At 65.3% G+C, this 26,625-nt stretch carries 23 protein-coding genes; 13 read left to right on the forward strand and 10 right to left on the reverse strand.

The features are described 5' to 3' along the window. The first annotated feature begins 115 nt into the window (after positions 1-115). The 5 genes from HXX10_RS14935 (at position 116) to HXX10_RS28985 (ending at position 5,266) form a co-directional block, all read left to right on the forward strand. Positions 116-1,531, forward strand: coding sequence for an SAF domain-containing protein (locus HXX10_RS14935; RefSeq protein ID WP_296523395.1), 1,416 nt, complete (start codon positions 116-118; stop codon positions 1,529-1,531). 42 nt (positions 1,532-1,573) lie between these two features. Then, positions 1,574-2,956: a citrate:proton symporter gene (locus tag HXX10_RS14940; protein WP_296523397.1), complete on the forward strand. Its 1,383-nt coding sequence runs from the start codon at positions 1,574-1,576 to the stop codon at positions 2,954-2,956. Between the two features lies 1 nt (position 2,957). Continuing rightward, positions 2,958-3,728, forward strand: coding sequence for an aspartate/glutamate racemase family protein (locus tag HXX10_RS14945; protein ID WP_367141982.1), 771 nt, complete (start codon positions 2,958-2,960; stop codon positions 3,726-3,728). 23 nt (positions 3,729-3,751) lie between these two features. Next, positions 3,752-4,957 carry a lactonase family protein gene (locus HXX10_RS14950; protein ID WP_296523399.1) on the forward strand — a complete coding sequence of 402 codons (1,206 nt, stop codon included), beginning with the start codon at positions 3,752-3,754 and terminating at the stop codon, positions 4,955-4,957. A gap of 177 nt (positions 4,958-5,134) precedes the next feature. Next, positions 5,135-5,266 (forward strand): four-carbon acid sugar kinase family protein, encoded by a 132-nt coding sequence (locus HXX10_RS28985; protein WP_367141983.1) that lies wholly within the window; start codon positions 5,135-5,137, stop codon positions 5,264-5,266. Positions 5,267-5,341: 75 nt separating this feature from the next. Here HXX10_RS28985 and HXX10_RS14955 read toward each other — a convergent pair whose 3' ends face one another. From HXX10_RS14955 to HXX10_RS14985, 7 genes are all read right to left on the reverse strand, one after another. Then, a complete protein-coding gene (locus HXX10_RS14955; RefSeq protein WP_296523401.1) occupies positions 5,342-6,697 on the reverse strand; it encodes a malonyl-CoA decarboxylase in 1,356 nt (451 codons plus the stop codon). Positions 6,698-6,824: 127 nt separating this feature from the next. After that, entirely contained in the window at positions 6,825-7,706 is an 882-nt protein-coding gene (locus HXX10_RS14960) for a polysaccharide deacetylase family protein (RefSeq protein WP_296523403.1), read from the reverse strand. Between the two features lie 53 nt (positions 7,707-7,759). Next, positions 7,760-9,040, reverse strand: a complete 1,281-nt coding sequence (locus HXX10_RS14965; RefSeq protein WP_296523404.1) for a hypothetical protein — start codon at positions 9,038-9,040, stop codon at positions 7,760-7,762. Positions 9,041-9,271: 231 nt separating this feature from the next. After that, positions 9,272-10,609, reverse strand: a complete 1,338-nt coding sequence (locus HXX10_RS14970) for an MFS transporter (RefSeq protein ID WP_296523406.1) — start codon at positions 10,607-10,609, stop codon at positions 9,272-9,274. 87 nt (positions 10,610-10,696) lie between these two features. Then, positions 10,697-12,928 carry a xanthine dehydrogenase family protein molybdopterin-binding subunit gene (locus tag HXX10_RS14975; protein WP_296523408.1) on the reverse strand — a complete coding sequence of 744 codons (2,232 nt, stop codon included), beginning with the start codon at positions 12,926-12,928 and terminating at the stop codon, positions 10,697-10,699. A gap of 5 nt (positions 12,929-12,933) precedes the next feature. Next, entirely contained in the window at positions 12,934-13,434 is a 501-nt protein-coding gene (locus HXX10_RS14980; RefSeq protein WP_296523410.1) for a (2Fe-2S)-binding protein, read from the reverse strand. Then, positions 13,431-14,303: a xanthine dehydrogenase family protein subunit M gene (locus HXX10_RS14985; protein ID WP_296523462.1), complete on the reverse strand. Its 873-nt coding sequence runs from the start codon at positions 14,301-14,303 to the stop codon at positions 13,431-13,433. Before HXX10_RS14985 ends, HXX10_RS14980 begins: the two co-directional genes overlap by 4 nt. A gap of 435 nt (positions 14,304-14,738) precedes the next feature. On the opposite strand from HXX10_RS14985, the gene HXX10_RS14990 reads away from it, so the two are divergent. The 7 genes from HXX10_RS14990 (at position 14,739) to HXX10_RS15020 (ending at position 21,760) form a co-directional block, all read left to right on the forward strand. Then, positions 14,739-15,503, forward strand: a complete 765-nt coding sequence (locus HXX10_RS14990) for a GntR family transcriptional regulator (RefSeq protein WP_296523412.1) — start codon at positions 14,739-14,741, stop codon at positions 15,501-15,503. A gap of 533 nt (positions 15,504-16,036) precedes the next feature. Next, entirely contained in the window at positions 16,037-16,258 is a 222-nt protein-coding gene (locus HXX10_RS14995) for a 3-hydroxyacyl-CoA dehydrogenase NAD-binding domain-containing protein (protein WP_296523414.1), read from the forward strand. Positions 16,259-16,559: 301 nt separating this feature from the next. Beyond that, positions 16,560-17,336 (forward strand): 5-oxoprolinase subunit PxpB, encoded by a 777-nt coding sequence (gene pxpB, locus HXX10_RS15000; RefSeq protein ID WP_296523416.1) that lies wholly within the window; start codon positions 16,560-16,562, stop codon positions 17,334-17,336. A gap of 194 nt (positions 17,337-17,530) precedes the next feature. Beyond that, complete coding sequence (locus HXX10_RS15005; protein ID WP_296523418.1) at positions 17,531-18,532, forward strand: TRAP transporter substrate-binding protein; 1,002 nt, start codon at positions 17,531-17,533, stop codon at positions 18,530-18,532. A 25-nt stretch (positions 18,533-18,557) separates the two neighbouring features. Then, positions 18,558-19,097 carry a TRAP transporter small permease gene (locus tag HXX10_RS15010; RefSeq protein ID WP_296523421.1) on the forward strand — a complete coding sequence of 180 codons (540 nt, stop codon included), beginning with the start codon at positions 18,558-18,560 and terminating at the stop codon, positions 19,095-19,097. 4 nt (positions 19,098-19,101) lie between these two features. Then, positions 19,102-20,391 (forward strand): TRAP transporter large permease, encoded by a 1,290-nt coding sequence (locus HXX10_RS15015; protein WP_296523422.1) that lies wholly within the window; start codon positions 19,102-19,104, stop codon positions 20,389-20,391. Between the two features lie 100 nt (positions 20,392-20,491). Next, the gene (locus tag HXX10_RS15020) at positions 20,492-21,760 is read left to right on the forward strand and encodes an ArgE/DapE family deacylase (protein WP_296523423.1); all 1,269 of its coding nucleotides are present in this window, start codon (positions 20,492-20,494) and stop codon (positions 21,758-21,760) included. 606 nt (positions 21,761-22,366) lie between these two features. Here the strand turns inward: HXX10_RS15020 and HXX10_RS15025 are convergent. Both HXX10_RS15025 and HXX10_RS15030 read right to left on the reverse strand, forming a co-directional pair. Continuing rightward, complete coding sequence (locus HXX10_RS15025; protein ID WP_296523425.1) at positions 22,367-23,500, reverse strand: GNAT family N-acetyltransferase; 1,134 nt, start codon at positions 23,498-23,500, stop codon at positions 22,367-22,369. A 135-nt stretch (positions 23,501-23,635) separates the two neighbouring features. Then, the gene (locus HXX10_RS15030) at positions 23,636-24,292 is read right to left on the reverse strand and encodes a class I SAM-dependent methyltransferase (RefSeq protein WP_296523427.1); all 657 of its coding nucleotides are present in this window, start codon (positions 24,290-24,292) and stop codon (positions 23,636-23,638) included. A 238-nt stretch (positions 24,293-24,530) separates the two neighbouring features. Between HXX10_RS15030 and HXX10_RS15035 the strand changes: the two genes are divergently transcribed. Further along, positions 24,531-25,208, forward strand: a complete 678-nt coding sequence (locus HXX10_RS15035; protein WP_296523429.1) for a WecB/TagA/CpsF family glycosyltransferase — start codon at positions 24,531-24,533, stop codon at positions 25,206-25,208. Here HXX10_RS15035 and HXX10_RS15040 read toward each other — a convergent pair. Next, positions 25,168-26,583, reverse strand: a complete 1,416-nt coding sequence (locus tag HXX10_RS15040; RefSeq protein WP_296523430.1) for a lipopolysaccharide biosynthesis protein — start codon at positions 26,581-26,583, stop codon at positions 25,168-25,170. The genes HXX10_RS15035 and HXX10_RS15040 overlap by 41 nt on opposite strands. Between the last annotated feature and the right edge of the window lie 42 nt (positions 26,584-26,625).

The raw sequence follows: 26,625 nt of genomic DNA on the forward strand, positions 1-26,625 counted from the left end.
CTAGATCGGACAGTCATTCGTATTGATGGCCCACGCCAGGCGTCAATGCGGGCATAAACGTGCGTGCGTTTCCAATATCCGCACTGTGAATTCACGGCAGCCCGGCAGGAAAGACATGATCTACCATCACTTGTTCAAAAAGCTGGGTCGAAAGAAGACCGTGCATGTCGGCATCATCGGGACCGGCGCCTATGGCACCGCCATCGCGACCCAGGCGCCACATACGCCCTACTTGGCCGCGCGCGTGGTCGCCGACATTTCCCGCGAGAACGCCAGGCGAGCATATGAGCGGGCCGGCATCGGTTCCGACCAGATTGTCTACTGCGACAGCGCCGCGGAGGCTCAGCTCGAGATCGAGAAGGGGCACTACGTCTACACCGACAACTGCGAGCTGGTCTCGCACATCCCGATCGTCGACGTCGTCTGCGAGTGCACCGGCATCCCGGAAGCCAGCGCGACCTATGCCCTCGATGCACTGAACCAGGGCAAGCACGTCGCCATGGTCACCAAGGACTGCGATTCGGCGGTCGGCCCGATCCTGAAACGGATCGCCGACGAGAAAGGTCTCGTGTACACGCCGGTCGACGGCGACCAGCACGGCCTCCTCGTTCAGATGGTCGAATGGGCGAGGTCGGTCGGCCTCACGGTGCTCAGCGGCGGCAAGGCGACCGACGGAGAGTTCATCTACGACTGCGGCGCCGGCACCGTCACCATCAAGACCGACAAGACGATTCAGTCCCCCTACGTCTCGACCATCACCGTCGATCCGAAGGATCGCAAGTATCTCCAGATGATCCCGCCGGGCGGGGCCGCCGAGTACGTCGCCAAGCGACTCGAAATTCTCAGATCTCTGCCGCAGTCCGGCTCCTACGACCTCTGCGAAATGACCGTGGCGGCCAACTACACGGTGCTCGCACCCGCGGTCGACACACTCGTGCACGCGCCCCTGCGGATCACCGAAATCCCGATCGCCTATTGCGCAGCCAAGGACGGCGGCGTGTTCGCATCCGAGGGCGTCATCGATATTGCGACGTGTCTTCGGGCTCCGGAGGAGTCGGGCCTCGGGGGCGGCGTCTTCCTGGTGGTGCGCTGCGACAACGCCTATTCGCACCACGTCCTCACCACCAAGGGACAGATCGCGAACCACGACGGGACGACCGCGGTCATCTATCGCCCCTACCATCTGTGTGGCGTCGAGACGGCGATCTCGATCCTCGTCGCCGGACTGCTCGGCATGAACACGGCGTCGGATACGTTTCTGCCGCGTTACGATCTCGTCAAGGTGGCGGCCCGCGACATCGCGGCCGGCGAGGTCTTCGGCAACGACCACAGCATGCAACTGACGGCCCGGATCGTGCCGGCCGCACCGATCACCCGGGGCGGCCATGCGTGCGCCCATCTTCTGACCGGCAACCGGGCCAAGACGGATATCCCGTGCGGGACGACGATCACCTACGACATGGTGGTCGAGCCCCCGGAGTCGGTCATCTGGCGTCTCCGACGACTCCAGGACGAGACGTTCTTCGGATAGCGGCTCGAAAGCCCGTCTTCGTGCCAGCAGGGAGGCTGGACGATGCTGATCACAATCATCGCGTGGTCGACGGTCATCGTCTTCATGGCCCTCATTCTCGCCAAGAAGATGCATCCGTTCACCGCGATCGTCCTCATTCCGTTGCTGTTTTCGTTGATCGGCGCGTTCGCCGGCCTGTACCAGGCGCCGGCCGCGAAGGCGCTGAAGCTGCCCCTCGATCAGGTCGGCACCTGGGAGGTGACCCAAGCATTCGGCATCTGGATCAAGATGGGCCTGACCAGAACGTCCGGGACAGCGTTCATGCTGTTCTTCGCGATCTTGTTCTTCTGCCTGATGCTCAATGTCGGGCTGTTCGACCCGCTCACAAAGAGGATCGTCAAGATCGCCAAGGGGGACCCGGTCCGGGTTCTGGTCGGCACCAGCGTTCTGTCGACGGTGGTGTCGCTGAGCGGTGACGGAACGACCACGACCCTGATCTGCTGCTCCGCCCTTGTGCCGATCTACAAGAGGCTCGGCCTCAAGATGATGAATCTCGCGGTCATTCTGATTCTGCAGAACACCATACTGAACCTGCTGCCGTGGAGCGGTCCGACCGCACGCGTCATCGCCGTCATCGAAGGGATCGACGTCCAGGCGCTGCTGAACGCCCTCCTGCCCGGCATGATCCTGGCGATCCTGTTCGTCACCGCCGGATCGTATTACCTCGGGCTGACGGAGCGCCGGCGTCTCGGCATCCAGAGCCTCACCGGCGACGACATCGATCGAATGTTCTCCGAGACGTCGAGCGAGGAAGATGCCCTCAAGCGCCCCAATCTGGCACCGCTCAACGCCATCCTGACCATCTCGGCGCTCGTGCTGCTGATCGCCGGAGTCTTCGATCCGGTCTTCATATTCCTCACCGGCACGGTGCTGGCCCTCGCGATCAACTACAGAACGCTGAATGCACAGAAGGAACGCATCTACGCGAACTCGGGCGACGTGCTGCAGACCGTGATCATGGTCATCGGCGCCGGCGTGTTCATGGGCCTGTTCACCAATTCCGGCATGTCGGATGCCATGGCGGCGAGCCTCGTCGACGTCGTCCCGCAATCCATGGGCCGCTTCTGGGGTCTCATCGTCGTCCTGATCTCCGCGCCGGGTGGCTTCTTCCTGTCCAACGACGCCTTCTTCTACGGCGTTCTCCCGGTTCTGGTGGAGGCCGGGAAGATCTACGGATTCACGCCGTTCCAGATCGGCTTCGCATCCCTGCTCGGCCAGGCATTTCACATGCTCAGCCCGTTGACGGCCTTCATCTACATCCTTCTCGGCATCACCCAGGTGGACATGGGCGAATGGCAGAAGGCGTGCTTCGGGTGGACGGTTGGAATCTTTGTGGTCTTCATCGCGACTGCGTTGATGCTCGGCGTCGTGCCGCTGTATCGCTAGCGTGTCGAGCAGACAGGCATGCGACCATGGTGCGCTTCGGTCGACATTCACCGGAGAGGCCGGCTATCGTGCCGTCGCTCGTCCGGTGTGGAGAGCAACCGAGCCGGTGTCCGTCATGACAAAACGAATCGTTTTGATCCATGCCGTCATGGTCGCCATGCAACCCATCAACGATGCGTTCCACCGGCTTTGGCCGGACGCGGAATGCGTCAATATCCTCGACGATTCACTCTCGACCGATCGCGGCAAGGCAGCCGAGATCGCGCCGTCGCTGTTCCAGCGATTCGAGTCGCTGTCCGCCTACGCGCACTCGATCGGGGCAGACGGGGTCTTGTTCACCTGCTCCGCGTTCGGCCCGGCGATCGAGGCCGTGGCGCGGTCGGCCATATTCCCGGTGCTCAAGCCGAACGAGGCGATGTACGAGGCGGCCCTCGCGCATGGCAGCCGCATCGGCATGGTGGCGACGTTCGCACCCGCCGTCGCGCCGATGGAGCAGGAGTTCCACGAGCTCGCGGCGCAGCGCGGATCGAATGCGACGATCAAGACCATCTGTGCCCCCGCCGCGATGGATGCGCTGAACAGGGGCGAACCAGCCGTCCATAACGCCATCGTGGCGGAGGCTGCATGTCGCCTCGACGGCGTCGATGTCGTCATGCTGGCGCAGTTCTCCACGTCGCGAGCCGAGGAGGAGGTCGCACGGGCGATCAAAGCGCCGATCCTGACCAGCCCTGGAAGTGCGGTCCGCAAGCTGAAGACATTGCTGGGCGGGTAATCCCACGACTCAATGGGAGGTTGGTGCACGGCTGTTCCCTCCTCGCCTTCCACGTCGGGATGACCTACGGAAGTGCGCTGTTCAAGAAACCGCCTTACGACATCGAACGGGATTTCAGGCCGATGAGCTGTTTAACCCGCGCGTGTGCGTCGACCGGCACGTCCATCTACGTGTCAAATCACCAAGATGGCGACATATCCGGCTACGTCATGGCTGCCGACACCGGGCGGCTGATCCCCACGGCACGCGCGCCGGCCGGCAAGTTGGTGATGTCGATGGCGTCGGGTCCCGGCGGCGATCATCTCTATGCCGTGGTCCGCACCGAGCCGTATTCGGTGTACGCGTATCGGACGGACTCCGAGACTGGTATCCTGCGGTGCATCGGCACCTCGCCGCTGCCGGCCAGCATGGTGTACATCGCTGTCGACCGCACCGGCCGTTGGCTTCTGACCGCCGGCTACGGCAGCAATACGCTTTGTGTGCAAGCCATCGGCCGGGACGGCCTCGTCTCCAGCACGCCATCGCAGTTCGTGGAGAGCGGCGGCGTCAAGCCACACGCGATCCGCTTCGACTCCTCGAACCGCTTCGTCTACGTGCCGCATCTCGGCACCGATGAGGTGCGCATCTATGTCTTCGATGCCGGTGCGGGCACGCTCTCGCCAGCCGTTCCGGCTACTGTCAAAGTGACGGAAGGTACGGGGCCGCGCCATTTCGTCCTGTCGCGGGGCGACCGGTTCCTCTACATGCTGGGCCAGCTCACGGGCGTCGTCACGGTCTTCGACCGCGATCCGACAACGGGTGGGCTCGCGCAGATCCAGGCGATCGAATCGGTTGCACCAGGCAGCGGCCTGCTGCCCGGCAAGCCGCGTCCCCCGACGGGTGCGCCCGACGCGTTGCCCAGCGAGACGACGTCGATCTGGTGCGCCGACATACAAATCACGCCGGACGGGCGCTTCGTGTACACGACCGAGCGAGCGAAGAGCACCATCACGATCCTGGCGGCCGATACCGAGACCGGGCTGCTGCGCCATGCCGGCCATGTGCCGACCGAGAAACAGCCACGCGGCATCGCAATTGATCCGGGAGGCCGCTTTCTCGTCGCGAGCGGCGAAATGTCGTCATGCTTGTCGGTCTACGCCATCGACAGTGTGACCGGTGCGTTGACGAGAACGCAGCGCGTCCCGGCCGGAGCCGGCGCCAACTGGGTTGAGTTTGTCGAAACAAGGTGACTGCCGATTCCGGCCACGATGGAATGAGTATGGCCTCGGGCCCTTCACCCATTCACGCTCGCGAGTCGCGGCGGCGAGAATCGGCCCGCCATCATCCGCAGACCGTTCCGTCGCGACCCGTATGTGGACGCTCGGCCGGAACGGGTGTCCAGGCAAGCCCGGAATGGATGATGCAGCGTGTTGCTCGGGCGCGTTGCCGACGACCTGACAGGTGCGACCGATTTGGCCCTGGTCCTCACACGCGCAGGCCTGCCCACTGCTGTCGCCGCGATGGCCGCCGAGCTCGCTTCGATGAGGCCGCAGCGGTGATGCTGCGAAAGGCGCCGGGTGGACCTGATATGACGGCTGGCGCCGCCAGCCTTGTCGCCCACACAGCGCGTCGGATCATACCGAGGCTTTGGCCAACTCCCGGGTTCGACCGGCGAGCCGCCGAACCGCCCGCGAGGCGACGATTTCGCGTCGCTCCGCATACGCCTCGTGGTTCTTGACGATCTCCCCGAGATCGTACCGATAATTGACCATGATGCCGTGCGACTGGCGCAATCCTTTACCCGACGTGTCGGCGAGCCAGTTGATCCGCTCGAGTCGGGCACCGTTGCCGAGATGGAAGCGCGCCACCGGGTCCAACGGCGCCCCGGATCTGGAGCGCGCCGACAGGAAGTAGGTCGCCGCGGCCCGGACGAGCGGAGATTCGAGCTGCTCCACGCGTTTCGGGTCGGTGTGCCACACCACGCCGTCCAGGCCGGCCAATGCAGCCTGATCGGCCGTGGCGAGGTGCTCCGACGGTTCACGGCCGAGCTCGCGCTCCAGCCATCCGGCGAAGCCCGGCACCGGCGACAGGGTGACGAAGGTCCGGATCTGAGGGAGCTCGCGGGAGACCTCGTCGACCACCTGCTTGATGAGGAAGCTCCCGAACGACACGCCGGCGAGTCCCCGCTGGCAATTCGAGATCGAATAGAACACCGCCGTGGTCGCCCGATCGGGCGACATCGGCTCCCTGCTGGTGGCCAGAATCGGCGCGATCGCGCCGGGGATGTCGCCGGTCAGCGCCACCTGGACGAAGATCAGCGGCTCGTCGACCAGGGCTGGATGAAAGAACGCGTAGCAGCGCCGATCCGGCGGATCGAGTCTCGCGCGCAGATCCTTCCAGCTCGAAATTTCGTGCACCGCCTCGTAATGGATGATCTTTTCCAGGATATTGGCCGGCGTCGACCAGGTGATCCGCCGCAGGTCGAGGAAGCCGCGATTGAACCACGACGAGAGCAGGTGCATGAAGTCGGCGTCCAGAGCCGCCAGGTCACCGTCCTGCCGGATCGCCTCGAGCAGTTGGCCCCGCATCTGCACCAGCGTCGCGGTCGCGCCGGGCGCCAGATTGAGCCGCCGGAACAGCTCCTGCCGTCGCGGCTCCGCGGCGGAATACAGCGCCGCGGAGGTCCGTTCGGTCGGCGTCCGGCTCCAATCCGAGATCGCGGTCTTCAGAGGTCCCGGATCGCTGTCGAACCGCGTCATCAGCGCCTTGAAGAAGGTGACGCGCTGTCCGGGCTCCAGCGTCTCGTAGGAGGACAGGATCACCCGCGCAAGCGCTGCCCCGGACACTTCGCCGCGCCGCGACAGCAACTCCTCGCAAAGCTCGACAAGGCCCTCGGAAGGCGTCATCTGCGCGGCGCGGCGGGCCCCCATCAGAACACGACCGCGTTCAGCGACCTGCTCGAGCATCTCGCTCAGGAACGTACTGTTCATCGCACTTCTCTTGCCACGTTGTCGTCTCGGCTCGCCTCCCGGCGAGCCACCAGGCCTGCCCCGGCCGCCGTGCGGACGCGGCGGCCGTGGCGATGCCGATCGACGGCGATCGAAAGACTCGCCGCGGTCAGCCGGCGGTCTTCAGCACGTAGTCGGCCATCTCGGCGCGGGTGGCGACATAGACGTCGTCGCGGCCCATCACGGTCTTGACGATCGCCTCGTAGGCCCAGGCGCCGTTCGGGCGGCCGAACACGTGGCAATGCGCCGTCACGTCGATCACCACGGCCGCGTCCTCGCCGGCCAGCACATTGGCCAGAAGATCGTCGAACAGGGCGACGAAGTCGCGCGGCGAGCGGCCGAACCGCATGGCATGCGGCAGGTCGTTGATCTCCATGGTCAGCGGGATGGCGACGATGCGCCCGTTCTCGCAGATCTGGATATAGGGCCGCTCGTCGTCGAACACGTCGCCCTGCCAGCGATAGCCGGCGTCGATCAAGAGGCGCGAGCCTTCGCGCGACGGCGTGCCGCGCGGGCTGATCCAGCCGATCGGCCGCTTGCCCGACACCGCCTCGATCGCCTGCGTGGTGCGGACGATGTCGGCCTTCACCTGCTCGGTCGTCAGCGTCGCCGGGATGACGTCCTGGGCCCAGGCATGGGCGACGATCTCGTGGCCGTCCTCGACCATGCGCTTGAGCACGTCGGGGGTGCGCTCGGCCAGCACGCCCGAGGTCATCACGCTGGCGCGCGCCTTGTGGCGGCCGAGGTTGCGCAGCAGCCGGTCGATGCCGCGGGCGACGCCGTAATGGCCCCAGGACAGCGCGTTGGTGTCGAAGGCGCCGGCCGGCAGCGGGTTGCCCATGGGGCCGACGCCGGGGGCCTTGCCGTCCGACCACGCCTCGTAGGCGAGGTTGAGGATGACGGCGACATGGCGGCCGCCGGGCCAGCGGAACGCGCGGTCGAGGCGCTGGACGCGCGTGTCACGCGCGACGAAGTCGATTGCAGCAGTCATGATACGTCAATTCCGGTGAGTGGAGCGCCAACGATCTGAATTGCTCTGCCGAGTCAGTACGCTTTCGAGACGTACAGCAACGGCATCGCGGCAGTCGGGCTTTTGCCGTTGAGCTTCGGATATGCGGTTCCCACGACGCTCTCGGCGATGGCACGAAACTCCTCGTCGGTGACCAGGCCGCGCTTGGCGATGCCCTGGTCCTTGACCTGCCTGAGCATCTCGTTGACGGCGGCGTCGTCCGGGACCGGCAGGCCGAGCTTCTCCAGCGTGTAGGTGATCGACGCCTTGCCGCTCTTCTTGCCGAGCACCACGTCGCCGGCCCGCCCGGTCAGCGCCGGATGGGTGCCGAACATGGCGAGCGGCTCCTTCACGACGAGATCCACCCCGATTCCCGATTCGCGGGTAAAATTCTTCGAGCCGAGGATCGGCTTGTTGGCGGCGATCGGCACGCCGCTGATGCGGCTCACCAGGGCGCCGAGCTCGGGCAGCTTGTCGAGCCGGTACTGCTTGTCGTAGCCGTACAGCACGTGCAGCGCGACCATCAGCTCCTCGAGCGCCGCGTTGCCGGTGCGCTCGCCGAGCCCGTTGGCGCAGGAGTGCACGCAGCTCGCGCCCGCCTCGACGCCGGCCAGCTCGGTCGCCACCGCCATGCCGAAGTCGTTGTGGGTGTGCACCTCGACCGGCAGATCGGTGATGCGCTTCACCCACCGCACCATGTACTTGATCGCCTCCGGCAGGGCGCAGCCCATGGTGTCGACGACGCCGATCGAGTCGGGCGGCGCCTCCTGCATCAGGCGGGTGAGCAGGTTGGTCAGATCCTCCTCGCGGGCCCGCGTCGTGTCGTAGGGGAAGTAGACGACGTAGAGGCCGCGCTTCCTGGCGTAGTTGACCACCTCGACGCTCTTCCTGAGCACGTCCTCCCAGGTCCACTTGAACTGGTACTTGAGCTTCGGCCAGCCGATCGGCACCTCGACGATGACGCCGTGGCAGCCGCATTCGAGCGCCTTGTCGATGTCGCCCGTGACGGCGCGCGCGAACGAGAAGATCTTGGACTTCAGGCCGAGCCGGGAGATCTCCTTGATGGCGGTGAAATCCATGTCGGAGACGGCCGGCATGCCGGCCTCGATGCGCTCGACCCCGACCTCGGCGAGCTTTTCGGCGATCGCCACCTTGTCGGCGACGTCCATGACGATGCCGGGCGTCTGCTCGCCGTCGCGCAGCGTCGCGTCGTGGATCTCCACCTTCGGCGGAAGCTGCCGCGCCGCCGCCACCTCGGGCGCGTTGTTGTAGGGGCAGACCCACCATTCGTTGTCGCGGATATGGGGCTCGCTCATGACACTCTTTCCTTCAGACGGCTGCTGTGACTGTCGCGGTCACCGACAGAAAGCTCGGCAGTCCACCCGAGACCGCACCATCCGCCGCCGTGGCAGCCGGATCATCATCCTTCGTCGCATCGACCGGGTTTCGACCAGGTCCAGAGACCGTCCGACCTGCGCGGACAGATCGGACGGCGTTCGTGAGTTTGTCTCGCGCGGCTGCTCGCCGACGAAACGCCGCCTGTCGCCTCAGGAGTTCTTGTCGAGGGTGGCGATTTCGATGCCCTTCGTCTCCTTCATCAGCAGGACGAAGACCGCAGCCACGACGAATGCGAGGGCGGCCGAGTTGATCGCCAGGCTGAAGCCGACCTTCGGGATGAGATAGGTGATGATCATCGGCCCGACGAACACGGCCGCACGGCCGCCGTTGTAGAGGAATCCGGCACCGGTCGCCCGGACGTCGGTCGAGTACAGCTCGGAGAACAATGCGCCGTATCCGCTGTAGTAGCCGGTGAAGAAGCCGAGCGCGATGCCGACGAGCGGCAGATAGGTCAAGCCGGTCGACGTCACCGTATAGATGAACACCGTGATCATGATGCCCATCGCCACGAAAAAGACCGCGAAGGTCGGACGCCGCCCGACGCGATCGGCGAAGGCGCCGAACAGCAGGTAGCCGAAGAAGGCACCGATGCTCGTCCAGATCATGAACTCGGCGCCCTTGGTGATGCCGACGTTCAGGGTCTTGTCGATGTAGGTCGGCAGGAAGGTGAACAGCGTCCACCAGCCGTACATGCCGAAGATCGAGACGCCGAGGCCGAGAAGCGTGTTCCGGAGGTTCTTCTTGTTGAAGAGCGCCACGAGCGGGATGGCGTTCCCCGACGCCCGAGGCTGGGCCTTCTGTTCCTGCCGCTTCGCCTTCCAGACCGGCGATTCCTTGACGCAGAACAGCACCAGGAAGAACGTGATCACCACCGGAACGACGGTCGCGTAGAACATCCAGCGCCAACCGTGGCTTGGGATGATCGTGAATGCGAACATCGCGGCGGTGAGCAGGCCGAAGGTCCAGCCCGTCTGCAGGACACCGACGGCCATTCCTCTGCTCTTCGCAGGCCAGACCTCGGAAACCAGCGCCATCGCCGCAGGCCACAGCCCGCCGAGGCCGAAGCCGACCAGCCCCCGATAGATGCTGAGCTCGGTGAGCGATTCTGCGGTGCCGCACAGGAAGTTGAAGACGCCGTACAGAACCACGGACAACAGGACGGTCGGCTTACGCCCGATCTTGTCGCCGATGCTGGCGATCACGATGCCGCCGATCGCGGTGGACGCCAGGAAGACGGAGACCACGCTGAAGGCTTCCGCCATCGTCACGTTCAGGTCTTTGATGATCGACGGAACCGCATAGGCGTAGATCGTCGCGTCCATCGCATCGAAGAGCCACGCGGCGAACAGGCCCATCAGCAGGAGCCCGTCGACCTTGAAGGCCGCTCTGAAGGAGGCGAAGATTTCGGCGAACTTCGATTCCACCGGTGCGGCCCCGACCGCAACGACTGGGGAGGCAGGCACGTGGTCGAGTGGCTGTATGGTCATGTGCAAAGTCCCAACCGCCTATGGAGCGCATTCGAGCGCGCATGATGGTGTCTTCCCCGCGTCGGATCGCGACGCGACGCGAGGCGTCTACGCTTTGTCGGCGGACAATGCCGCCCACACTCGTTCCGATGTGATCGGAAGGTCCTTGAAGAAGACTCCGGTGGCGTCCGCGACCGCCGCCGCGATCGCCGCGGCCGCCGTGATGGCGCCGCTTTCGCCGATCCCCTTCGCCCCGAACGGACCGGCGCCGTCCTGGTTTTCGACGAGCGACGAGTCCATCTCCCACGGGATGTCCATCGTGGTCGGGATTCTGTAGTCGAGGGGACTTCCGTTCCGCAGGCGCCCCTTCTCGTCGTAGAGCATCTGCTCCATGAGAGCGTGACCCAGCCCCATCATGGCGCCGCCCTCCTCCTGCGACTTGCAGTGGAGCGGATTGATCGCCTTGCCGATGTCGCTGACGTTGATCATCTTGGTGATCCGAACCTTGCCGGTCGCAGGATCGACCCTCGCCTTGACGGCGATGAAGATGACCTCCCAGAAGTCCGACAATCCGCCGAGGGGATGTCCGGCGACCACCTCGCCCTTGTAGAGTCCGCGGCCGACGACCTCGCCCTGGGTCTTGGAGAAGTACCGGGTGAAGATGTCGTTGAACGACAGGCTGTTCTGCCCGTCGCTCACCATTCCGCCCTTGATCTGCACCGTCTCGTCGGCGGCGATCAGGCCGAGCTCCTTGGCCATGTCCTCGAGCTGCTTGATCACGTCCTTGCAGGCCGACTGGACCGCGTTGCCCATCGTCACGGTCGACCGGCTTCCGGCCGTCGCGACGTCGAACGGCACGGCCGCCGTGTCCCCCATGATCATGGTGATGCGATCCATGGGAATGCCGAGCTCTTCGGCGGCGATCTGGGCCAGCACGGTGCAGGCTCCCTGCCCCATCTCGGATGTGCCGACCGCGACGGTCAGGCTGTTGTCGGCATGCAGCTTGACGAGCGCGTTCGACACCGAGCCGGGAATCGGGTTCTTGATGCCGATGCTGATGCCGCGTCCGGTTCCGGGCGGCAGCGGCTCGTCCCATCCGAGCATGTCGGCGGCACGTCGCAGCCCCTCGCTCCACTCGCCGTCGGCCGGGATGTCGCCGGGGACGAGCTGCTCGCCCTTCCTGACCAGGTTGCGCAACCGGATTTCGACGGGGTCGATGCCGAGGTCCCTTGCGGCCATCTGCATCTGGGTCTCGAGGGCGAAGTTCAACGGCGGCATGCCGAAGCCTCGCGCCGCCGTGCTCGGCGTGGTGTTGGAATAGATCGCGCGCGCCACCGTCCGCAGATTGGGGATTCGGTACGGCCCGCAGCTCACATAGGCCGCCTTCTGGGTAATCCGCGGGCCGGCGTCGGCATACGCCCCCATCAGATAGTCGGCCTCGACCTGCTGAAGCAGGATTCGACCGTCACGGTCGAACCCCGTCCTCATGCGCACCGTCGCCGACAGCCGCCGCGCCGTGACGAACGCCTCGTCGAGCGACGTCGAGATCTTGACGGGCCGGCCGGTCTGCAGCGCCAGGCAGGCCGCGAGCGGCTCGTACTTCGCGTAGCCCTTGGAGCCGAACCCGCCGCCGATGCTGGTCGCCACGACCCGAACCTTGGACAGCTCGAGCTTAAGGCACTCGGCCACGACACGGCGCAGGAGGAACGGATGCTGGACCGGGCTCTTGATCTGCACCCCGCCGCTCTCGGGCCAGGCGATGACGGAGAACGGCTCCAAGGCGAAGTGGTGGATCATCGGGAACGTGTAGGTGTTCTCGAAGATCTTGTGGCACTGCGCCTCGGCCGAGCCGACGTCGCCCCAAGCGTAGTTGTACGCCTTGTGGACGTTCGAGCGGGGTCCGCCCTCCGTGTCGTGGACCAGGGCCGCATCGTGAGCGAGCGCGTCGGCGACCGTCACGACGGCAGGAAGCTCCTCGTATGCGATGCGGGTTCGCGCGGCGCCGATCAATGCCGCCTCGTCGTTGTCGGCGAGCACCACGGCGACCGGCTCGCCGTGATACCGGTATGTCCCGTCGGCGAGCAGCGGCTGGTCGGCGACGACCGAGCCATAGAGCGGCATCGGCTTCGGAAGGTCGGCCGCCGTGATCACCGACACGACGCCGGGCACGGCCAGAGCCTCGGACGCATCGACCGAGACGATCCGCCCATGGCCCGTGGGCGCCCTGACGAGCCGCGCCCAGAGCATTCCGGGAACTCGTCCGTCGATGGCGAACTCGTGCGTTCCGACCACCTTCTTGTAGGCATCCCCGCGGAGAACGCTCTTTCCGACGACGTCCATCGGCTTCACTCCCCTGCGACCGGAGACGGCGCGCGCAGCTTCCCGGCGGCTCTCGACACGGCTTTCAGAATTCGGTTGTAGCCAGTGCAGCGGCAGAGATTGCCTTCGAGCGCCTTGCGCACCTCGGCCGAGTCCGGATCGTGGTTTCGATCGAGAAGCGCCTTCGTCGACAGGATCATGCCGGGCGTGCAGTAGCCGCAGTGCACCGCCCCTTCCTCGATGAACGCCGTCTGGATGGGGTGCAGCTCGCCGCCGGCCGCCAGTCCCTCGATCGTCAGCACCTCGCAGCCGTCGACCTCGGCGGCCAGGACGATGCAGGAGTTCGCCGTCCTTCCGTCGATCAGCACCGTGCAGGCGCCGCATTCGCCTTCGTTGCAACTGATCTTGGTTCCGAGCAGCCCGAGATCGTCTCTCAGAACCTCGGCCAGCATGGCGCTGCTGCGCACCGCGATGGTCTTCGGGAGGCCGTTCAGCGTGAACTGGAGCTCGATCGTGTCCGACATCATGGCAGCACCCGGCCGGTTGTGAGGCGACGCTCCAGCGAGACTCGGATCGCCTCGCGCGTGAGGGCTTTCACCATCGCCAGCCGATAGTCGCGGGAGGCGCGGATATCGGTGATGGGTTTGGTCGCGGCGGCGACCATGTCGATGCCGCGCTCGAACGCGTCCGCGTCATCGAGCCCTTTCCCGAGCTGGTCTTCCGCATCGAGCGCCCGGACCGGCGTGGGACCGACGGCACCGAGCGCCACCCTGACCTTGCCGGTTCCGAGAATCATCGCGGCAGCACCGACCGTCGCGATGTCGATGCCGTTCCGGCGCGCGAGCTTGATGTAGGCGGAGCCTGCACCATCCTCGGGGCACGGACAGAAGATGCTTTCGATCAACTCGCCCTGGGCGAGCGAGGTCTTCCCGGGAGCCGTCACGAAGGATTGGATCGGAACGGCTCGTCGCCCGTTTGGTCCGACCACGTTGACGACGGCGTCGTAGATGTACAGCGGCGGCATCGTATCGGCGGCCGGCGAGGCGTTGCCGATGTTTCCGCACAGCGTTCCGCGGTTTCGTATCTGCTCGGAGCCGATCTGACCGGCCGCATCGGCGAGAGCCGCGTAGCGATCCCTGATGACCGGATGACTTGCGACATCGCTCAGGCGCGTCAGAGCGCCGAAGAGAACCCCGCTCCCGGTGACCTGTATCGTGCTGTCGAGGTCGCGAACCTTGGAGAGCAGGACGAGGAGCTTCGGTGAGGACTTTCCGGCCCGGATGTGGATCAGCACATCCGTGCCTCCGGCGACAAGCGCAGCGTCGGCACCATAAGTCGGCAGGAGCGAAAACACCTCGTCGAGGGCTCTCGGCGCAGCCACTCGGAATTGGGCCATATCGACCACCCGTGATTACGAACCGCAACGAACCGACCAGGGCAGATCTGTCCTGGCGCCCCTCAACGGCGCCGGTCGGAAGGGCCCGAACGGGTCGGTTGAGGTCTAGGAGACTTCAGGCGGGGGCTGTTCTTGCGGGGGTGGCAGTCGGATTCTGGTACGCAGGCCGAGGAATTCGATGGTCGAATCGGCTCGCTTCTCGAGGTTCGTCCTTTCGACCGTCGGACAACGGCGACCATCGTCGTGGTCCTACCGAGCTCGCCTCAGGGGCGGGCTTCAATGTTCGAACATCTGACACTTTTGATACGATGGTCGACAATCAGGTATACTACGTATAGTGTTCGCACATAGGGCCTATGAGTTGCCGCTCGAGCGAATTGTCTCCAAAATGAAAAGTTGGGGCTGCCGGTGCGCCGGTTTCGCCCTGCAGGGCTGATGATCGCGACCATGACCAAAAGAAAATTCGACCCGAAGAGCCGCCGAGTCGGCGAGACGCTGGCCTCCGCGACCTACGTGAGTCTGCGCCGCGACATCATCGACGGTGCGCTCGAGCCAGGAAGCCAGTTGCGGATCCGCCAGCTCTGCGAGCGCTACGGCACCGGCTTCAGCCCGATTCGCGAAGCGCTGAATCGGCTGCTGCGCGACGGACTGGTGACGCAGACCGACCTTCGTGGATTCGCTGTGGCGCCGCTCAGCAGGGCCGAGTTGGAGGAGATCACGGTCACGCGGTGTTGGCTGAACGAGCTCGCGCTCCGGCAATCCATCAAGCGCGGCGATACCGCGTGGGAAGAAGGCATCGTCCTCGCCTATCATCGGCTGGCGCGCATCGCCGTCGATGCGCCGGGCGTCGACCGGGCGAACAGCGCCGAGAGCAACGAAGCCGCGCACCGCGCCTTTCACGCCAGCCTGCTGCGTGCCTGTGGTTCATCCTTTCTGTTGGGATATTGTGAGCAGTTGTTCGATCTCGGCGACAGATACCGGCGTCTCGTCAAGCCGACGACGCGAAAAGAACGTCAGCAGGACGAGCACCGGCTCATCATGGAGGCCACACTGTCGCGCGACGCCGAAAGCGCGGCAAATCTCCTGACCGGTCATCTTCTCAAGACGGCCGAGCTGGCGTCTCGGGCTCTCGATGATCAGGATTCCGGATCGCCGAGCAAAGAGACGGGCAAATCAGTCCTCGCAACCGCAGAGCCATGAGCCGTCGTTCGGCATTCCGCTATTTCGTCGTTCGGTGATGGTTGGACCCAGAGCCAGAGAAGCTTGTATTGTTGATCCCACGTCTGCTTCCGGCACCAAGCCGCGGCGTGAGTGAGGAACGCTCACGTCAGATTAGAGCGATTTCCGATCGAGATGAATCGGCCTACGAACTCCGCTCGTCCCCGCGAAAGCGCTACGGGATGCACACATCGCTTGCCATGCATGAGAGCGTCATGCGCGGGCTCGACCCGCGCATCCATCGATTTTCGCAAAAATGCTTTGTTCGCAGGATGATGGATCGCCGGGTCAAGCCCGGCGATGACGACGGTGGGGAAGGCGCTCTTTTTGCCGTACCACCAGATGGTCTCGACAAAACGAGATCTGTGCATCCCGTAGCGCGAAAGCGGGGACCCAGAACCGCGGGCGTGGCCCCTCGATTCCCGCTTTCGCGGGAATGAGCGGAGGGTGGGTCGAGATCGCCGGAAAATGCTCTAGTGGAGAGCTGCGGATATCCCGGCAGAACTCCGCCCCCGTTGACCCGCGCTGCCGCCGATGCGGACGTCCGAGGTCCGCCGATCTCCCTCACGCTCAGGGTGACGTCGAGGTCGGACAAGGCGATCCGCTCCGCCATGTCCGCGAGCGACGACAACGTCATGGCGCGGCCGGAGTGCCGCCACCCCGATCGCGTCCTGATTGGGCATCCGTTCGATCCACCAGATCTGATTCCGCTGATCGAGGTGGTGGCGGCACGTTGACCTCGGCCGCGGCGATCGAAACCGCCACGCTGGTCTATCGCCGGATCGGGAAGAAGCCGATCCCCGTGAAAAAGAAGCTCATGGGCCATATCGCGAGCCGGCTCCAGCCTGCCCTCCGGCGAGGACTGGTTCGGCTTCGCCGAGGGCGACGACTCCACCTTCGAGGCACGGCCGTGACGATTCTCAAACAGCCGACCAGGTGAACGACTGGACAAATCGTAAGCTTCTCGAACGAGGCAATCCATACTAGCTTTCGGCCGCGTGTAGCTGGGCTGATACCGGGCTCGGTCGACGGGCGTCAATGGTGGACATGATGCAGGCGAGTCCGGCTTCGAGAATCCTGTTCTCCGGTGATACGGCCATGATCGTCGAGTTCGGCGACACAGTGGACCGCCACGTCAACGCGCTCGTTCTCGAATTCGCGCATCGCGTGGAGCGAGCTGCCATACCCGGGATCGAGGAGCTGGTCCCGACATTTCGATCCCTGATGGTGCACTACGAGCCGCTGCTGCTCGAGCCAGCCGACCTGATGGCGCGGCTGAAGGAGATGATTGCAGGACTGGAAGCGGCCGACATGGCCGGCCTGTTGGAGCAGTCCGGCCGGTTGTGGCATATGCCCACCTGCTATGACGAGGCGGTGGCCCCCGATCTCGCCGAGGTGGCGGCGCGCACCGGAATGACAGCGTCGCAGGTCGTCGATTGCCACAGCGCCGAGACCTATCACGTCTACATGCTGGGATATCTGCCGGGGTTTCCCTACATGGGAAACGTGCCGTCTCGCCTGGTGCTTCCGAAGCTTGCAACTCCGCGCCTGAAGGTGCCGGTAGGCGGAATCGCGATCGCAGGCGAGATGACGGCCATTTATCCCATGGAAAGTCCGGGCGGCTGGTATCTGATCGGGCGCACGCCGGTGCCGATCTGGGATTTGCGGCGCGATCCCCCCGCCTTGATCGCGCCCGGCGACAAGGTCAAGTTCGACCCGGTGTCCCTGGACGCCTTTGCGGCGATGGCAGCGCGCGCGGCCGAGGGATCGCTGACGCTCGCCCCCGAGCCATTCTCGAGCGGCGCCCACCCCTGACGATCCGGCCGTGGCGGATTCGAGCAAACCGTTCCGACGCCGTCGAGGAGCCACATCGGGGTCGGCACGGATGTTGCCAAGCCAGGGCGCCGGTCCTATCGTACTATTAATAGGATGACTTACACCGACTGCTGTCCAATCGCCCGGCAGTGACTGCCTATTTTTCCCGCATTTTCGAAACAAGGAGCCACTCGATGGCGTCCCGCGCACACGTGATCCCTGCTGCGTTGCTGATCCTGGGAGGGCTCGTTTCGTCTCCCGCCCTCGCCCAGACCACCGTGAAGCTCGGCCACGATCAGCCCGAGACCAGCACCCATCACCAGGCCGCAGTGAAGTGGAAGGAACTGGTGGAGAGCCGCACCGGCGGCAAGGTGAAGGTCCAGATCTTCCCGTCCAGCATGCTCGGCAGCGGCACCCAGATGGTCGAGCAGGTTCAGGCCGGCGCGCTCGAGGCCGCCGTGCTGCCGACCGCCTGGGTCGCGCCGCTGGCGCCCAGCGTGCAGGTGCTCGATCTGCCGTTCCTGTTCCCCAATCGCGAGGTCGCCTACAAGGTGGTCGACGGCCCGGTCGGCACCGAGATCCTCAAGCCGCTCGAGAAGGTGAACATCGAAGGCGTCGCCTTCTGGGAGTCCGGCTTCAAGCAGTTCACCGCGAACACTCCGATCCGCCAGCCTGCCGACTACAAGGGACAGAAGATCCGGACCATGCCGGCGCCGGTCATCCAGGAGCAGTTCAAGGCGTTCGGCGCGACGCCGACCATGATCAACTTCAGCGAGCTCTACAGCGCGCTGCAGCAGAAGGTGGTGGACGGCCAGGAAAACCCGATCGCCACCATCGCCTCGATGCGCTTCTTCGAGGTCCAGAAGTACATGACCCTGTCGGACCATGGCTTCCTCGCCTATGTGTTCATGATCAACAAGCCGATGCTGGACAAGCTGCCGGCCGACCAGCGCGACATCCTGGTCAAGGCAGCCCGCGAAGCGGGCCAATACCAGCGCGACATCATCAAGGCGGCCGAGGCGCAGCACCTCGAGGCCTTCAAGAAGGCCGGCGTCGAGATCATGACGCTGTCGCCCGAGCAGCGCGCCGAGTTCGAGAAGGCCTCGCGCCCCGTCTACGACTGGTACATCGCGAAATTCGGCCCGGCGACGGTCGATCTCGTCCGCGCCGATGTCGCCAAGGCGCAGGGCAAGTGACCGCCTTCATCGCGGAGTCGATCGCATGAACGCGACGACGGGACCGTCGCCGTCGATCCTGGCCAGGGCAGACCAAGTTCTGTCCTGGCTGGAGATCACCTTCGTCGGCGGCGCGCTGGCCTTCGCCAGCGTTCTGCTGTTCGTCAACGTGGTGCTTCGCTACGTCTTCCTCATGCCGATCTCCTGGGCCGAGGAGGTCAGTCTCTACCTGATGGTCTGGATCGTGTTCGTCGGCGCCAGTGTCGCCGTCCGGACGCGCGGCCACATCGCCATCGACCTTCTCCCGCTGGTGCTGTCGGCAGCCAACAAGCGACGGCTGGCGATCGCAATCGCGATGGTGGTTCTGGTCTTTCTGGCCGTGTTCGGCTGGTACAGCGGCCAGCATACGCTGCGCGTCTTCAGCAGCGGACAGGTCACGCCGGTGATGCAGGCGCCGATGTGGCTGACCTATCTCGCCATGCCGTTCGGTTCCGCCCTGATGTTTCTGCGGACCTGTCAGCTCTTGTGGCGGCTCGTGCGTCAGCAGCCATCGGACCTCTCCTTCGCGATGGACCTACAGGACTGAGCCCGTGACCGCGCTGTTGATCTTCATTCTGCTCGCGATCGGGTTGTTCTCGACCGTGCCGATGTTCATCGTGCTGGTCGGCACGTCGTTCATCGTGTTCGCCATGACCAGCTCGATTCCGCTGTCGATCCTGCCCCAGCGGGTGTTCGCGGGGCTCGAAAGCTTCCCGCTGCTGGCCATTCCGTTCTTCATCCTGGCCGCCAACATCATGGGGCGCGGCGGCCTGTCGGCTCGCCTGATCGCCTTCATCCAAGGGCTGGTCGGCCACCTGCCGGGCGGACTCGGGATGACGGTGGTCATCACCTGCGTGCTGTTCGGCGCCATCACGGGCTCGAGTGCATCGACCATCGTCGCGGTCGGCGGCATTCTCTATCCGGCGCTGATCAAGGCCGGCTACGGCGAGCGTTTCGCGCTCGGCGTCGTCACATCGTCGGCGCTGATCGGCATGATCATTCCGCCGTCCAACGCCATGATCGTCTTCGGCGCGATCGCCAACGTGTCGATCGGTGCGCTGTTCATGTCAGGCATCGGTGCCGGCCTGGTGTTCGCGCTCGTCTACGCCGTCTATTGCGTGGTCTGGGCGATCATCAACAAGGTTCCGCGCTCCCGCCGAGCCACGCTCGCCGAGATCGCGCAGAATGCGCGCGAGGTGGTGTGGGGCCTCGGCATGCCCGCCATCATCCTCGGCGGACTCTATGGCGGCGTGTTCACGGCCACCGAGGCGGCCGCCGTGTCGGTGATCTACGCCGCCTTCGTGTGCTGCGTGATCTACCGCCAGCTCGACCTCGTCGGCCTGTGGGAGGTCTGCATCGAGTCGGGTCTCGCCAGCGCCCGCATCCTGATCATGGTCGGCGCGGCCAGCCTGTTCTCCTGGCTGCTCACCGTTTCCGGCGTCACCCAGGCGATCGTCACGCCGTTCGCCGACCTGCGCTCCTCGCCGGATCAGACGCTCCTGTTCGTCAACATCCTGGCGCTGATCGCCGGCATGCTGGTCGACGTGTTCTCGAACCTCCTGATCCTGGTGCCGATCCTGCTGCCGATGGTCACCGGCGCCGGCATCTCCGGCACGCATTTCGGCATCGTGATGTCGGTCAATGTCGACATCGGCAACATCACGCCGCCGTTCGGGCTCAACCTGTTCGTCGCCAGCGGGACGTTCGACAAATCCTATGCGACGGTGGTGTGGGCGGTGCTGCCCTGGCTCGTGCTGGCGCTGTTCAGCCTCGCGATCATCACCTACGTACCGGAGATCAGTTTGTGGCTGCCGCGCCAGCTCTATCCGGAATTGAGGTGAGGCCGGGGGGCCGCGACAGGTTCATTTGGCGCGCGTCTGCCGCCAGGCTGCAGCACTCCGCGCGAAATACTGCTCTCATCAACCTGCAGAAGGACACGACATGGCAACCGACGCCCGTCAAAACGTGATCGAGACGATCGACGCCAACCGCGACAAGGCGATCAAGCTGCTCCAGCAGATCGTCGCCATCCCGAGCGTCACGGGCGACGAGGGCAAGATCCAGGCGTTCCTGTCGGACTACATGACCAAGGTCGGCCTCGACGTCGACATGTGGGAGTCCGACTGGGAGGCCCTGAAGACGCATCCTGGCTACATCCCGGTGGACCGCGGCTACGAGGGGCGTCCGAACATCGTCGCCACCTGGAAGGGGACGGGCGGCGGCCGCTCGCTGCTGCTGAACGGGCATACCGACGTGATCCCGGTCGGCAACGGCGAGGGCTGGAGCGACAATCCGTGGTCGGCGAAGATCGAGGACGGCCGCATCTACGGGCGCGGCTCGTGCGACATGAAGAGCGGTGTCGCCAGCCACATCCTGGCGGTGGAGTTCCTCAAGGCCGCGGGCGTCAAGCTCAAGGGTGACGTCCTGATCAACGTGGTGATCGACGAGGAGGTCAGCGGCCACGGGACGCTGGACACGGTCATCCGCGGCTACAAGGCCGATGCCGGCATCTCCGGCGAGACCAGCGGGCTCGCGGTGCAGCCCGCCTGCATCGGGCGCATCTGGTTCGAGATCGAGATCCAGGGCAAGGCAGCCGGCATCCAGCGACGCTACCAGGGCGTCAGCGGCGTCGAGCTCGGCTACAAGATCACCAAGGCGGTCGAGGCCCTCGAGGCGCATCGGGTCGCCACCGTGAAGCATCCGCTCTACCCGAAACCGATCGATGCGCTGCCGTGCATGATCGGCGCCTTCCACGCCGGCAGCTTCCCGAGCTCGTTCCCGGCCACCTGCCTGCTCAAGGGCAGCATGGCGACGGTGCCGGGCGAGGACCACGAAGGCGTCAAGCGCAGCCTGGTGGAGGCGGTCGCGAAGGCCGCCGCCGCAGACCCGTGGATGAAGGACCATCCGCCGGTCGTCCGTTTCGTCGGCTACGACGCGCAGGCGTCGGAAATCCAGCACGATCACGCCATCGTTCAGACGCTGTGCCGGAACTTCAAGGAGATCACCGGGCGCGACCCCGAGATCAGCGGCCGGCAGGGCGCGGCCGACACGCGCTTCCTCAACCTCTACGGCAACACGCCGACCGTCATCTTCGGTCCCGGCTCGACGGCGGTGATGCATTCCGACGACGAGTACGTCTCCATCGACGACTACATCACCGCGATCAAGGTCATGGCGCTCAGCATCTACGATTGGTGCGAAGCCCGCTGATGACGCGTGAGCGAAGCTGCGGCTGCCGATCGTGAAACAGGTTGGAGCGGAACCCGACCTGATCGAATCGGAGAGAAGTCGAACGAAGCTGCTGCGCGCCGGTGTGGGGTGATCGCGGCGATCCCTCCTGTCCGAGAGGATTGTGGGTGTCGAATCCCCCCCTTCAGACAGGAGGTTTGCAGATGGCCCCGACGGGCCCTCTGCGCCGCACCAGGGCGATCGGCGTGAGGGACGTCACCTCCTATCGGTAGCGGTTGGAGTACGGCGGGTCGCGCATCCGTCCACGGCCGGGGTGCGCCGACCATGCCTGGTCCTACGACCTCGTCGGGGATCGGACCCACGACGCTCGGAGGTTCCGCATGCTCAACATCATCGATGGCTCACGCGGGAATGCCCGGCCAGCTTCGCGTCATCCTCGGATCCGGCTTGCAGAGCTTCATTCACCCGTGTTCTTCATCTTTGCCCCCGGGACTGGCGTTCCTGCCGCACTGGTGCATCGAGGCGCTGGCGTTCCGCCCCGAGACGGAGCGGCGGGGCAGGATCAAGCGCCTCGTTTCCTGCATACCCAGGCGAGCGCCGGTGGACGATGTGCTGGACGACAGACAGCTACTGCGGCCGGTAGCGAGCAAGAAATCGAGCTGTGCGGCGAGCCCAACCCCAGCGGGCAAGGGCCAGTGCTACGATGCGTCCGATGGGGCCAATCCCGAGGCAGACTGTCCACAAATCCGACGCCACGCTGCCGAACTGCGTCTTGTATGCTTGATCGCCGATCGTCAAGTCGATGCCCCGCTCTCCGCGGCGGAGGCAGTCGAGCACGATGTCCTCGATCATCAACAGACCGACCGACTCGCTTCGGAAGCTCGTATCGAAGCCGCTCAGCAGCAGATGGAAGACGCCGCCGACAACGATCCCGAACCCGGCTGCAATAGTGCGATCGTCGAGGCGCATCACGTAACCGCGCGCCGGAGGCGTCGTACCGACAATTTCGCGATAGAACGCCGCGTAAGAGGGATCGGAGAGCAGATCGACGATCCCTCTTGCCCGGAAGCGGTCGCGCCGGAACGCGCCGACGGCATCGATCGCCGCGGCAATCTGATCGGAGTCGCTCAACATTCGCGTCTCCAGTCGTCCCTGGGCCGCCAGCTTCCGGCGCTTGCCGTCCAGGGTGCTGCCGCGGCAATGTCCGTGGGTGCGGGCGCGCCACGCCGCCAGCGATCCGCGTGGATCGAGGAAATGTGCGTGCAACGGCATGGCCGACACCCGGATGTCGCCGAGCAGGCCGAACGTGGCCAGCGCCGCTTGGGGCACCTTGTTGACGACGACGAGATCACTGCTGCGGAGCGCGACGCGCACCTCTGCTGTCACGGCCGGCGTCGAGAGGAGGCCTGCGAACTCCGGATCGACGATCACGGCGCAGTAATCGGAGACGCCGAGATCGGCGAACTCGGCGATGCGCAGACCGAAACGGTGCCGAACCACGAGCGGCAGCACCGCGACGAGCCGACGCGAGCATCGTTCACGCACCGTGACGATCAAGGGCCGCACCGCCGCGCCCGGGACGAGCCGCCGAAAGAGGCACTCGAGCCAGATCGGCGACTGGAACGCCGTCGCCGCCGCCCGGTCGAACAACTCCCGGTACTCCGCCGAGAGAAAATCGAACTCCGGAGACGCGTCGACGACGACATCCTCGTTCGCGCGGCCGCGCCCGATCTGCGAATACGAACTGAGGAAGCCGGACATTGCGGGTCTGCGTTCCGGAACTCGGACTGTGGCGGGAACGGCGATCCACCCGCGGACTCGGGGTCCGAATCTGATCTCGACTTGCTACCGGATGGCCAGCGGGCGGGCAACTGCGCGCTTCGCGAAGACCGCTCGTCAGTGATGGATCGCGATCAGCGACTTGGTGAGGAACCCCACACGCTCGCGCACGATCTCCGAGTTTGGGAACAGGCTCCGCATGGCGTCGAACGTGAGGAGGCGCGCATCGTCGACGATGCCGTAGGCCTGGTCGATGTCGGCAGCGCGCGGATAGAAGCCGCAGGCCCGTCGCTGCACGATCGACAGTCGCCATGGCTCCGGCAGCCAGTGGATGAACGGCAGACGGAAATGTGGCTCAACCGGGAACCAGTAGTTCGGCGTCTGTACGAAATGGCGCGGCGCAACGCGCCTGACCTCGGCCGCCATGCGCTTCTGGTCCATCCAGGTGCCGACGTGCTCGATGACGGAGTTCGAATACACGAGATCGAAGCTGCCGTCGGCGAATGCGGTCAGGGCGCGCGCATCGGCGGCGACCGAGCTGAACCGCGGATCGTCGACCGGCACCGCCTCGAGATTGGCGAGCGTGACTTGCAGCGGCTTCCCGGCCCAGAGATCGGCGAACGCGGTCCAGTGCTCCAGCCGGCCGCCGACGTCGAGAATACGGCAGGAACCACGCGCCGAGAGCACCTCGTCGGCAATCGCGAGAAACAAAACAAATCTCCGCCGGCGAAATTCGTTCTTGTAGACGGCGTCTGGCTCGACGGAGAGAAACATTGTTGCCTCTTGCGGTCGCCTCGTTCGCCACCCGGCTTCGACGGTCGGGCGAAACTGGACAGTTCGCCTCTATACGCGGAGAATAGAGCGCTGTCGTCATGGAGCCTGTTCTCCGAAACAGCAATTCCGTCTGCCCATAATGCACTCTTAATGGACGAACCTCCTCCTCTTCACGATGACCTCCCATACGCGTAACATTCTGGGCGTGGACGTTCTGTCCGCGACTGCGAGCGGCGCCTTGCGCGCAATCGACGCCGCGCTCGATCGCGGTGCGCCCGTGCTGGTCGAGTTCCTCAACTCGAACGTTTCCAACCTCGCCGAGGAGAGCCAGGCGTTGAGCGAGGCCTTGAACGCCGGGATCGTGCTCAACGACGGATTCGGCGCCGACCTCGCCTCGAAGTTGCTCTACGGGCGCTTCTTCCCCGAGAACCTGAACGGCACCGACTTCGTGCCGTGGTTCCTCGCCGAGACCGACCACCGTTTCCGCATCTACCTGGTCGGTGCCGAAGGTGACGTCGCGGCGCGTGCTCTCGAGACGCTGCGGCAGGCGGCGCCGCAGCACACGTATCTCGGCGCCCGCGACGGCTTCTTCTCCGTCGACGAGCAGGCTGGGGTCGCCGCCGCGGTCCGGGCCACCGGCGCCGACCTCGTGCTCGTCGGGATGGGCACGCCGAACCAGGAGATTTGGGCGCACACTCATCTGATGACGATGGGCGGACCGTCGGTGTTCTGCGTGGGCGGACTGTTCGATTTCCTGGCAGAGCACAAGCCGCGCGCCTACCAGTGGGTCCGGCAGTTGCGCAGCGAATGGCTGTTCCGTCTGATGGTCGAGCCCCGACGTCTGTGGCGGCGCTATCTCCTCGGCAACCTGGTGTTCATGGCGCGCCTGTTCCGCGCACGCTTCTCGTCCCGATGAGGGCGAGCAGGCCGAAGCGCCAAGCGATGACGAGCGCTGCGATTCCGAAGAGGGCAGCGTCCATGGCAAGTGCCATCCGCGTCGCGCCGAGCAGCCACTCGACGCCCCGGCTGGCGGCGACGAACAGCATCGCCACGATAGTCATCCCGACCAGCGGTCCCGGATCGACCGGGAACCGGTAGAGCGTCCGGCCCCGCACCGCGACGACCGCGCAGGCTGCCGCGTGAGCGACCAGCAGCGCCAGGGCGCCGCCGAACGCGCCGTGCGCCGGCACCAGCATCACGCCGAGCAGCACCGAGACGACCACGAAGGTGACGGAGGCGATCAGGTCGAGCAGTGTCGCGTCGGTAAAGTAGATCACCTGGCCGAAATAGAAACTGCGCAGCATCATGAAGCCGAAGGCAAGCGCGAGCGGCGTGACGATGTCGTAGGCGGGACCGGCGAAGGCCTCGCCAAGCACGAGGTTGGCGAGCGGATGGCCGAACACGACGAAGAACGCCGTACCGAGCGTCGCCGCTGCGACACAGGCGGTGAAGGCCTGCCGCATGATCACCCGCGACTCGTCGTGCCGCCCTTCGTCGGCGTGCTGCTTGGCGACCGTGATCAGCGCCAGCGCGATCGCCTCGCCGACCACCATGAAGCTCTGCCGCATCAGGTCGGCGATGACGCCGTAGGGACCGAGAACGGCGTTGCCGGCGTACCAGGCGATCAGCAACCGGTCGACCGTCTGACCGAGCGCCAGCACGCCGAACGAGAAGATCAGCGGCCAGCCGTAACGAACCATTTGCAGCGCCGCCTCCCGCTCCGGCCGCGCCCGACCGAGGTCGCGCAGCGCCACGAGGCAGGGGACGGCGGCGGCGAGGTGCCCGGCCGCCACCGCCAGTGCGAGCGCGACGGCGGACGGCGAGAGCGAGAGCGCGCCCCAGCCGCCGGCGAGCACGAAGACGGCACGGCAGACCATCGCCGCCGCCACGGTGCCGGACTGCAGGCGGGTGCGGCTCACTTCGACGGCGGCCTCGTAGATCGCCATAGCGCCGAACAGCGCGGCAAGCGCCACCGTGAAAGCGATGCTCCAACCGGCGAGCGGCGCGATCCCGAGCAGGATAAGCGTGGTGATCGCGACGGCGGCGAGCACGAGGCGCGCATAGGTTGCGACGTAGGCGCCCGCCGTGGCCGATCGGTAGCCCCCGAAATAGGCGAACTTCATCCACTGCGCCGCGAACCCGTAGGCGATGATCGCCCAGGCGAAAATCAGGATGTAAACGCCGTACTCGGCCGGTCCGAGCACACGGGCGAACACCGCGACCGACGCAAGGTTGCCGACCGCCGAAACAACGCGAGATCCGAGATAGAGAACGAGATCAGGCGGTCTCATGGATCGGCAGACATCCGGTCGAGCGAATCCGGCCTGGAGGGA

Origin of the sequence: Rhodoplanes sp. (assembly GCF_013377085.1) — a bacterium.
Classification (GTDB): Bacteria; Pseudomonadota; Alphaproteobacteria; order Rhizobiales; family Xanthobacteraceae; genus Rhodoplanes.